Annotated in this window: 10 protein-coding genes; 2 read left to right on the forward strand and 8 right to left on the reverse strand. The window is 33.4% G+C overall.

Annotated features, from left to right (window positions below):
* Positions 1–62 precede the first annotated feature (62 nt).
* The 8 genes from M9Q43_RS10830 to M9Q43_RS10865 form a co-directional block, all read right to left on the reverse strand.
* Positions 63–1,277 (reverse strand): bifunctional folylpolyglutamate synthase/dihydrofolate synthase, encoded by a 1,215-nt coding sequence (locus M9Q43_RS10830; protein WP_262318925.1) that lies wholly within the window; start codon positions 1,275–1,277, stop codon positions 63–65.
* Between the two features lie 126 nt (positions 1,278–1,403).
* Complete coding sequence (locus tag M9Q43_RS10835) at positions 1,404–1,817, reverse strand: hypothetical protein (protein WP_262318926.1); 414 nt, start codon at positions 1,815–1,817, stop codon at positions 1,404–1,406.
* 3 nt (positions 1,818–1,820) lie between these two features.
* On the reverse strand, positions 1,821–2,612 hold the full coding sequence (locus M9Q43_RS10840) for an energy transducer TonB (protein WP_262318927.1): 792 nt from the start codon (positions 2,610–2,612) through the stop codon (positions 1,821–1,823).
* 115 nt (positions 2,613–2,727) lie between these two features.
* Positions 2,728–3,123 (reverse strand): ExbD/TolR family protein, encoded by a 396-nt coding sequence (locus M9Q43_RS10845; RefSeq protein ID WP_262318928.1) that lies wholly within the window; start codon positions 3,121–3,123, stop codon positions 2,728–2,730.
* A complete protein-coding gene (locus M9Q43_RS10850; protein ID WP_262318929.1) occupies positions 3,123–3,827 on the reverse strand; it encodes a MotA/TolQ/ExbB proton channel family protein in 705 nt (234 codons plus the stop codon). The genes M9Q43_RS10845 and M9Q43_RS10850 overlap by 1 nt, the downstream gene beginning before the upstream one ends.
* A 49-nt stretch (positions 3,828–3,876) precedes the next feature.
* Entirely contained in the window at positions 3,877–5,253 is a 1,377-nt protein-coding gene (gene nhaD / locus M9Q43_RS10855) for a sodium:proton antiporter NhaD (protein WP_262318930.1), read from the reverse strand.
* Positions 5,254–5,265: 12 nt separating this feature from the next.
* The gene (locus M9Q43_RS10860) at positions 5,266–6,492 is read right to left on the reverse strand and encodes a Glu/Leu/Phe/Val dehydrogenase dimerization domain-containing protein (RefSeq protein WP_262318931.1); all 1,227 of its coding nucleotides are present in this window, start codon (positions 6,490–6,492) and stop codon (positions 5,266–5,268) included.
* Positions 6,493–6,581: 89 nt separating this feature from the next.
* Complete coding sequence (locus M9Q43_RS10865) at positions 6,582–7,643, reverse strand: anhydro-N-acetylmuramic acid kinase (RefSeq protein ID WP_262318932.1); 1,062 nt, start codon at positions 7,641–7,643, stop codon at positions 6,582–6,584.
* A 96-nt stretch (positions 7,644–7,739) separates the two neighbouring features.
* Here M9Q43_RS10865 and M9Q43_RS10870 point away from each other — a divergent pair, with 96 nt between their 5' ends.
* Positions 7,740–8,879, forward strand: a complete 1,140-nt coding sequence (locus tag M9Q43_RS10870; RefSeq protein ID WP_133610962.1) for an acyl-CoA dehydrogenase — start codon at positions 7,740–7,742, stop codon at positions 8,877–8,879.
* Between the two features lie 276 nt (positions 8,880–9,155).
* The gene (locus M9Q43_RS10875; protein ID WP_262318933.1) at positions 9,156–9,563 is read left to right on the forward strand and encodes a hypothetical protein; all 408 of its coding nucleotides are present in this window, start codon (positions 9,156–9,158) and stop codon (positions 9,561–9,563) included.
* Positions 9,564–9,826 lie beyond the last annotated feature (263 nt).

Here is a 9,826-nt window from a genome sequence, read left to right on the forward strand (position 1 = left end):
TTCTTAATGCGAGTGCAAATATACACTGAATATTTGTTTTTGCAAGTCTTTTCTAAAAAAAATTACACAATTTCTGCTACTACAAATGTGCTTCCTCCAATATAAATAAAATCATTAGTATTAGCTTTTCTAAACGATTCTCGATAAGCATCTGTAACAGAATTATATACTTCACCTTTCAATCCGAAATCAAATGCTTTTTGTTGTAAAATTTTCGCTTCCAATCCTCTTGGAATATTTGGTTTACAAAAATAATATTTTGCCTTTTTTGGAAATAAAGGTAAAATCCCATCCAAATCTTTATCATTCACCACTCCTAAAACAATATGCAACGAATCAAATTTATGCTTTTGAACTTGATTCAATACAATTTTTAATCCATGACTGTTATGAGCTGTGTCGCAAACTACAAATGGATTCTTATTCAAAATTTGCCATCTACCTAACAATCCTGTGTTTTGAATTACATGCAGTAAACCCAACTTAATATGTTCTTCTTCAATTTTAAATTCAGTTGATAATAATTCAATTGTTTGAAGAACAGTTTTCTTATTCTGTTCTTGGTAATCGCCAACTAATGCGCATTCGTAAGTAACTTCAGGATTATCTTGTGCAAAATAAATAGACGCATTTTCTGATTTCGCTTTAGCAACAAAAACAGCTTTTGTTTCTTCTGAATATTCTCCAATTACAACTGGAATATTAGATTTGATAATTCCAGCCTTCTCAAATGCAATTTTTGACAATGTTTCACCTAAAAACTGTGTGTGATCAAAACCAATATTGGTAATTACAGAAACTAATGGAGTAATTACATTCGTAGAATCTAATCTTCCTCCCATTCCTACTTCAATTACAGCAACATCTACCGCTACTTTTGCAAAAAAATCAAATGCCAAGCCAACTGTCATTTCAAAAAAACTCAACTGATTTTCTTCAAAAAAAGATTTGTTTTGAGCTATAAAATCTACTACAAAATCTTCGGAAATCATTTCGCCATTAATACGAATGCGTTCGCGAAATTCTTTTAAATGGGGCGAAGTATATAGCCCAACTTTATAACCCGCTTCTTGCAAAATTGAAGCTATCATAGAAGAAGTCGAACCTTTTCCATTGGTTCCCGCCACATGTATAGATTTGAATTTTTGTTCTGGATGATTGAGCTGATTTACTAACAAATGTGTATTCGTTAAATCTTTTTTATACGCCGAAGCTCCTTGCGTTTGAAACATGGGCAACTGACTAAACATCCAATCTGTGGTTTCTTTGTAAGTCATTTAAAAATTATTTAAAACGAAAGGTTTAGTCTTTCTTGTTAACCTCACGATAGCAATCGAGCTCCCGTTTTCGTTACAATCCAGTTAAGAATCGGAATGAGCTCTTTATCGGGGTTAAAGTAAATTTTAAGGCATTATAATGGCAAAAACAAAAACAATATAACCAATTTGAGTATCTGGAGCATTTGTATCTGCTTTCCAAGTAAAGGATTTAGCTTTTTCAATACACGGTTTAACCAAACAGGCTGAACTGTTTGTTGTTCCTCTTGACATTGCAGCACTTATTACTCTTCCTTGCTTATTTACCACCACTTTTACGACAACTTTGCCTACTTCATCACAATCAATATCCGATAAATCAAAATCTGATTTCTCTATAGTTCGCCCGTTTAAATGAAGATTCTTTGGAGCTGTACCATTTCCATAAAAACTATTCGCATAGGTTGGTCTTTCAGGCGCACCTTTTCCATAGCCATCATTATCTGTATGTTGCCCAAAAGACACAATTGAAAATAAAAAAAGTAAATAAAAAGCTTTCATATTTTACTCTCCAACTTGAAAATTAACCACAACAAAACCGATTTGAGTATCTGGTGCATTGGCATCGGGTTGCCATTTAAAAGTTTTTGCGGTTGCAATTGCAGGATTTACTAAACATGGGTCAGAATTTGTAGTTCCTTTATCGCGTTCGGCACGAACAACAGTTCCTTGCTTGTTTACCCATATTTTTACTACAACTTTCCCAGATTCATTACAATCTTGTACTTTTTTAGAATTTCCAGCTAACTTTCTACCAGCTAAACCCCAACCAGTTCCTTTACCAGTACCAGTTCCATCACCTGTGCCATTTCCGTAAAAACTATTGGCATATAAACTACCGTTTGGATTTCCTTTATCGCCATCACCATCTTTATCATCGCCATGGCTAGTTTCACCATTACCATCTGATTTTTTGGCATTTTTGATTTTATCTAAAGCAGAATTCACCTTCTTTTTAGGTGTTTCTGTTGGTTTGTTTTCCGTAGGTTTTGTAACTGGTTTTTTCTTTTCCGTTTTTGGAAGCGTTACAGGTGCATCGGCATCTTGAGTAAGTGTTTGCTCTTCTGATTCTTCGGGTTCACTTTGTGCTTCTGCTTCGGTAGTTTTTGGTGGATCAGTTGGCTGAATGTCGCCACTTCCTGTATCACTTGTTCCAAAATTTACCGCAATTCCGTTTTCAGGCGGTGGATCCATATATGTCAATCCGAAAAAGGCAAACAAGATGAACAACACCACAAAAACGGCAGTTGTGATGCCAAATGATTTTTTTTCTTCGGGTGTTTCTAAAAGTTTCATATATCTGTAATTTGACTACTGAAAACTGGTTGCCCTAGCCCAGACGGAAGCGACATCCTTTTTTTGCTTTCTTTAAGCAAGAAAAGATATAGCGAACAGCTGGAATAGCTTCTAATTATTTTGGACTCACTGCAATTACCATTTTTATTTGATTTCTGTAGGCTATTTCCATAACCTGAACCACTTTTTCGTGTGGCACTGATTTTTCGGCACGTAACACGATTGCTTTTTCTGGTGAATTTCCAAGAAGTGCTAATAATTGGGTTTCCAAATCAGCTTCGTTTACTTGATCTTTATCAATGAAAAAATTCAAATCTTTATCAATACTCACCGAAGTACTTTTATTACTATCAGTTTTTCCTTTTGCTTTTGGCAACACTAAATCTAATGCGTTAGTGGTTACCATAGTAGAAGTTAGCATGAAAAAGATAAGCAACAAAAACACAATGTCGGTCATTGACGACATGTTAAATTCTGTTGATACTTTATTTCTTGTTTTTCCTAACTTCATTATACTGGCTCATTTAATAAATCTAAGAAATCAACCGCATTGGCTTCCATTTGATTAACCACTTTATTCGTTTTAACTACCAAGTGATTATATCCAACATAAGCAATAATTCCAACTACTAAACCAACAACCGTAGTTGTCATAGCTGTGTAAATTCCTTCAGCTAATGCACCTACTTCGATTTGTCCGCCACCACTTGCCATTTTATGGAAGGCAAGAATCATACCAACAACCGTCCCTAAGAAACCAACCATTGGTCCGGCTCCTGAAATAGTTGCTAACATACTAGTGTTTTTCTCCAACTTGTACAACTCCAAATTACCGGCATTTTCAATTGCTGTATTAATATCTTCTAATGGTTTTCCAATACGAGAAATTCCTTTTTCGATTAATCTTGCTACAGGTGAATTGGTTTGTGCACATAACATTTTGGCTGCATCAATTTTTCCTGACATAATATTCATTTTAATATTATTCATAAAACTAGCATCTATTTTAGAAGCTTTGTTGATTGCCATTAATCGCTCAAAATATAAAAATAGAGCAAAAAACAACTGAATAAACAGAACTAACATAATCAATTGGCCTCCTATTCCACCGCTAGTTAATAAGCTCCACATTGACAAAGTTTGCTCTGTTGGCTGAGCTTCTGCTGCCACTTGACTGGCTACTGCTAAACTATCTACTTGAAGAAATATATTCATAGTAATTACTTAATTTGTATTAAAAACGTATATATAATTTTATTATTGTTTATCTAATATAATGTTCAATAAATAAGAAAACAAGAGCTCCAGCCATAAAACCTGCAAATGCTAACCATGTAATTTTTTTCAAATACCAAATAAAATCAATTTTTTCCATTCCCATTGCTGCAACACCAGCTGCAGAACCGATAATTAGCATACTCCCACCTGTTCCTGCTGAATAAGCAATAAAATGCCAAATTGGATTATCTAATTCATAAGTATACATTCCCATTGAAGCAGCAACTAAAGGTACATTATCAATAACAGCTGATAAAACGCCTAATAATATTACCACAATATCCATATTTGGAATAGCATTAGAAATACTTTCTGCAGCATATCTTAGTGTTCCTACCTCTTGCCCATTGATTGCTCCAAAGACTAAACTTTCAAGAGCTGCAACTGACATTAAAATTCCTAAAAAGAATAAAATACTTGAAATTTCTATACGCGATAATGCTTTATGTGCTGAATATAAGTGTTTTTTACTTTTATCGAAATTATCCTCTGGATGAATATATTCTGAAACCAACCATACAAAACCTAAACTCAACATCATTCCAACATAAGGGGGTAAATGTGTAATTGTTTTAAAAATTGGCACAAAAACAATTGCTCCTAATCCTAACCAAAGCATGGTTTTACTACTCAATAATTTATGTGTTTCTTCGCTGCTTTTGGTTTCGACTTCTTCAATATTTCCTTTAAATATTTTCATTCTTGATGCTAAAGCAAAAGGCACTACGAAGCATAAAATTGCTGGAATAATGATATATTCTGACAACCCACCTGCAGAAACTTTTTTGGCAATCCAAAGCATTGTAGTAGTAACATCACCAATTGGAGACCATGCTCCACCTGCGTTTGCAGCAATAACTATTAAAGATGCGTACCAAATTCGTTCTTCTCTATTTTGAACTAATTTTCTTAAAAGAGAAATTAATACAATTGTTGCTGTTAAGTTATCAATAACTGCCGATAAAATAAATCCAATAATTCCTGTTATCCACAACAATCTGATTTTACTTTTGGTTTTAACCATATCTTTCAAGACATCAAAACCTCGGTGCAAGTCAATTAACTCTACAATTGTCATTGCACCAATAAGGAAAATTAAAATTTCTGCAACTTTACCTACATGATGTAATAATAGTCCTTCGAAACCATGTTCTTGAGCATGAATATCCCCAGAATTAATATTAAAAACGGAACCATGACCATCTACAACCGAAAACCAACCTTGATGAAAACCAATTGCTAATAATGCCCACATCAAAGAGGCCATTAAAAGTGCTGGAACTGTTTTGTCTAATTTAAGAGGATGTTCTAATGTAATTGATAAATAACCAATTACAAACAGTAAAATAAGTAATGCTTCCATTTTAAAAATTTATTATACGAGTTGTTTTAAAGCAATTTCAAAAGCTGTTGCGCTAATATTCTTTTTGTCAGAATTGATAGCATGTGCTTTTTGAATTGCATTTTTGATTCTGTTTGAAGTATCTGAGAAAATAGCTTCATCTGTCATTTGTACTTTTTTCTCCATGAAATAAGCAAAAACCCTTGCCATTCCACAATTTGCAATGAAGTCAGGAATTAAACTTACTTTTTTGTCTGTTTCTTCCATAATAGGACCGAAGAAAATTTCTTTATCAGCAAACGGAACATTTGCACCACTTGAAATTACTTCCAATCCAGAAGCAATCATGCTATCTACTTGGTCTTTAGTAACCAATCTTGAAGCTGCACATGGAGCAAATACTTGAGCACCCATTGACCAAATCTTCTCATTGATTTCAGCAAAAGGAATCATGTTGTCTGCTACTAATTTATTTCCGTCTTTGTTTAAGAATAATGTTGTAATTTCTTCGAAAGAATAACCATTTTCATTGATAATTCCACCATCTCTATCAATGATTCCAACAACTTTTGCTCCCATTTGAGCTAAATAAAAAGCAGCTGCAGAACCTACATTTCCGAAACCTTGAACGATCGCTTTTTTACCAACGACTGTTCCTCCATAAATATCATAGTAATGACGAGCCGCTTCGGCAACACCATAACCTGTAATCATGTCGGCAACTGTATATTTTCTATTTACATCTGGAGAGAAATTTGGATTTTCAATCACTTTAATTACACCTTGACGTAATTGTCCTATTCTGTTGATTTTATCAGCTTCTGTTGGTTTAAAGTGACCGTTGAAAACACCTTCTTGTGGATGCCAAACACCACAATCTTCTGTCATTGGAATAACTTCGTGAATTTCATCTACATTCAAATCGCCACCAGTTCCGTAGTAATTTTTTAATAATGGAGAAACTGCTTTATACCATCTTTCTAAAACACCTTTTTTTCTTGGATCGTTTGGGTCAAAATTAATTCCTGATTTAGCACCACCAATTGCTGGTCCTGAAACTGAAAACTTAACTTCCATCGTTTTTGCTAATGAAAGTACTTCATTCATATCTAATCCCTTACGCATACGAGTTCCTCCACCTGCAGCACCACCTCTTAACGAGTTGATTACTGTCCATCCTTCTGCATCTGTTTCAGGGTCTTTCCAATTAAATACTATTTCTGGTTCTTTGTTTTCAAATTTTTGTAATAAATCTTTCATTGTGTTGGTTAAAATTTTTGGTTTTACAAATATACATATTCTGTTTAAGCACCGAAGCCTAAACTACATTTTTTAGTTTTTTATAACATTTACAAATACACCTCTCCTGAAGAATGATTTTTATTAGCTCCTGTTACTGAGGATAATACATTAATTTCATTTCTTAATCGCAACACACCTAAAAATGCAAAAATCAATGCTTCCTTAAACTGAATGGTTTTATCATCTGGAATTATAACTTCAGTTGTAGGTAAATAATTACGTAATCTCTCAATTAAAAATCGATTATAGGCTCCTCCTCCTGTTATGAATAATTTTGAATTTGGTTTTGAACAAATGTTTGCAATTTGAAGAGCAATATGTTCTGCAAAAGTTCGAAGTTTATCTTTCTCATCTATTGAAAAAGAATGCATAAGTGGAAAAATTTCAGCATTTACGAATTCCATTCCGAGAGATTTTGGATAAGGTGCTTTATAAAAATCCAAACCATTCAATTGTTGCAATAAATCCTGATTCACATTTCCAGATTTTGCCAAATTCCCAGCATCGTCATATGGAAAACCTAATTCATTCGCATAAAAATTCAAAACAGTATTCACTGGCGAAATATCAAAAGCTATACGATTACCATTTTCATTAAAAGAAACATTTGAAAATCCGCCTAAATTCAGACAATAATCATATTGAGAAAAAAGCAGTTCATCTCCAATTGGAACCAATGGCGCACCTTGACCTCCTAATTGCACATCTTGTACTCTAAAATCACAAACAATTGTTTGTTTCACCAAATCGCGAATTATGGGAAGATTCCCAATTTGAAGCGTAAAACCGTTTTGAGGTTGGTGCAAAATCGTGTGCCCATGACTACAAACGGCATCAATCTCGGTCAGTTGATGTTTTGAGATAAATTCAGAAATTATCGAAGCTAAAAGTTTTGTATAACTACTATTCAATTCCTCTAATTCTGAATGGCTGAAACGAATCGCATTTTTCAATTTGTTAAGCCATTCTTCAGAATAAGAAACGGTTTCTGATTGATAAATTTCAAACGTCCAATTCTCTGAATGATTGAATTTTATGTAAGCTAAATCGACACCATCTAACGATGTGCCCGACATAACTCCGATAACGTTATAGTTTTCTTTAAACATGGGTTAAAATTACAAATTGTTATTGAAAATTTGGTAATTAATCTTTACATTTGGTTCCTGAAATTACAAAATAATCAAACATTACATCTAAATAATATGGATTTTAAATTAACCGAAGAGCATTTAATGATTCAGCAAGCTGCTAGAGATTTTGCTCAAACAGAATTATTACCTGGAGTTATTGAAAGAGACGAACATTCAAAATTCCCAACAGAACAAGTAAAAATGATGGGGGAACTTGGGTTCTTAGGAATGATGGTTGATCCAAAATACGGTGGCGCTGGATTAGATAGTTTATCATATGTTTTAGCAATGGAAGAAATTGCTAAAGTTGATGCTTCTGCAGCGGTTATCATGTCAGTAAATAACTCATTAGTTTGTGCTGGTTTAGAAAAATATGGTTCAGAAGAACAAAAAGTAAAATACTTAACGCCGTTAGCGAAAGGTGAAGTAATTGGAGCTTTCTGTTTATCTGAGCCAGAAGCAGGTTCAGATGCAACATCACAAAGAACAACTGCTATTGACATGGGCGACCATTATTTAGTAAATGGAACTAAAAACTGGATTACTAATGGTGGAACAGCTTCTACTTATTTAGTAATTGCACAAACTGATGCTTCAAAAGGACATAAAGGAATTAACGTTCTTATTGTGGAAAAAGGAATGCCAGGTTTTGAAGTAGGTCCAAAAGAAAAGAAAATGGGAATCCGTGGTTCTGATACACATACTTTATTATTTAATGATGTAAAAGTTCCTAAAGAAAACAGAATTGGTGCAGACGGATTTGGTTTTGCTTTCGCGATGTCAACATTAAACGGAGGAAGAATTGGAATTGCATCTCAAGCTTTAGGTATTGCGCAAGGAGCTTATGAATTAGCATTGAAATATTCTCAAGAGCGTGTAGCTTTTGGAAAACCAATTTTTAATCACCAAGCAATTGCTTTCAAATTAGCCGATATGCATGTTAAAATTACATGTGCTAGATTGTTAATTCATAAAGCAGCAACTGAAAAAGATAATGGTGAAGATATTGCACATTCTGGTGCTATGGCGAAATTATATGCTTCTGAAATCGCTTTAGAGGTAGCAAATGAAGCTGTTCAAATTCACGGCGGAAATGGTTACGTAAGCGAGTACCACGTAGAAAGAATGATGCGTGATTCAAAAATTACACAGATTTATGAAGGAACTTCAGAAATTCAAAGAATTGTTATTTCAAGAGGTTTAGTAAAATAGTTAAAACCTTAATTAAATAGAAATCCGACTTCAAAAGAGTCGGATTTTTTTATGGGCGTTCCCCAAGGGTCGGGCTATCCGCACTCGCTTTACTTAAAATCCTTAGGTATTTTAAGTAAGAGCTCAAACAAATGCTTTTATCCCTAACGCGGAAATAGTTTTCAGTTGAATTTAATTAGAAAATTATTTATAAATTGCTTAAAATTCACAAAAAACGCAAAAGGATTCGCTCGTGAACTGGGAAAACCACCCACTGATTTTATTAAAAAAAATGACATGAGAAAACTTAGAATTATATATTTTCTTGCAATATTATCCATAGGTTGCGCAGGAAATAAAAAACTTGATTTAGAGAGAGAAAATTGTAATGAGAACCTTATTTTTAAGAAAGAGTTTTTTAGTAATTTATCAATATTGGATGATTATTATAAAAATAAATCAAAAAGTACTAATATTGCTAATGACGTACAACTTAATTTTGAAGAAAAATTAGAGAAATTGGATAAAATTAAATCTGATTATTACAAAGCCATAAGATTTTTTTCAAAATATTCAAAAACTAATAGCGAATATGCAGGAAATTACATAAATCAAATTCCATATAATAAATATTTAAATTATAGAAATGTCTGGATTAATTGGTATGAAAAAAATAAATGCAAAAATTTAGAACTTATTGAGTAATGGATAATGTTTCAGATTTAAAACCACAACCTTTCAAAACCCTAAATTAAAATAGGATTAGTTAACTAGTTCCCCGTCGCTGGCGCGAGCGTCCCGCTCGTGTCCACAAATCCACGAGCGAGACGCTCGCGTTAGCCTTTCATGAGGTAGAAAAACAACAAAACCACCTCAATTCAGGTGGTTTTATATATTTAGAATCCCATCGGGAGATATATTTATAACAAAAAAGCCCTATCATTACTGATAGGGCTTTTCAAAAGAAA

The sequence above is a fragment of the Flavobacterium odoriferum genome, from assembly GCF_025499515.1.
Taxonomy (GTDB): domain Bacteria; phylum Bacteroidota; class Bacteroidia; order Flavobacteriales; family Flavobacteriaceae; genus Flavobacterium; species Flavobacterium odoriferum.

Excerpts from the sequence above, each read along its gene's own strand:
- M9Q43_RS10860 (WP_262318931.1), bottom strand. The coding sequence starts at position 6,492 with ATGAAAGATTTATTACAAAAATTTGAAAACAAAGAACCAGAAATAGTA.
- M9Q43_RS10840 (WP_262318927.1), bottom strand. The coding sequence starts at position 2,612 with ATGAAACTTTTAGAAACACCCGAAGAAAAAAAATCATTTGGCATCACA.
- M9Q43_RS10835 (WP_262318926.1), bottom strand. The coding sequence starts at position 1,817 with ATGAAAGCTTTTTATTTACTTTTTTTATTTTCAATTGTGTCTTTTGGG.
- M9Q43_RS10830 (WP_262318925.1), bottom strand. The coding sequence starts at position 1,277 with ATGACTTACAAAGAAACCACAGATTGGATGTTTAGTCAGTTGCCCATG.
- M9Q43_RS10870 (WP_133610962.1), top strand. The coding sequence starts at position 7,740 with ATGGATTTTAAATTAACCGAAGAGCATTTAATGATTCAGCAAGCTGCT.
- nhaD (WP_262318930.1), bottom strand. The coding sequence starts at position 5,253 with ATGGAAGCATTACTTATTTTACTGTTTGTAATTGGTTATTTATCAATT.
- M9Q43_RS10875 (WP_262318933.1), top strand. The coding sequence starts at position 9,156 with ATGAGAAAACTTAGAATTATATATTTTCTTGCAATATTATCCATAGGT.
- M9Q43_RS10865 (WP_262318932.1), bottom strand. The coding sequence starts at position 7,643 with ATGTTTAAAGAAAACTATAACGTTATCGGAGTTATGTCGGGCACATCG.
- M9Q43_RS10845 (WP_262318928.1), bottom strand. The coding sequence starts at position 3,123 with ATGAAGTTAGGAAAAACAAGAAATAAAGTATCAACAGAATTTAACATG.
- M9Q43_RS10850 (WP_262318929.1), bottom strand. The coding sequence starts at position 3,827 with ATGAATATATTTCTTCAAGTAGATAGTTTAGCAGTAGCCAGTCAAGTG.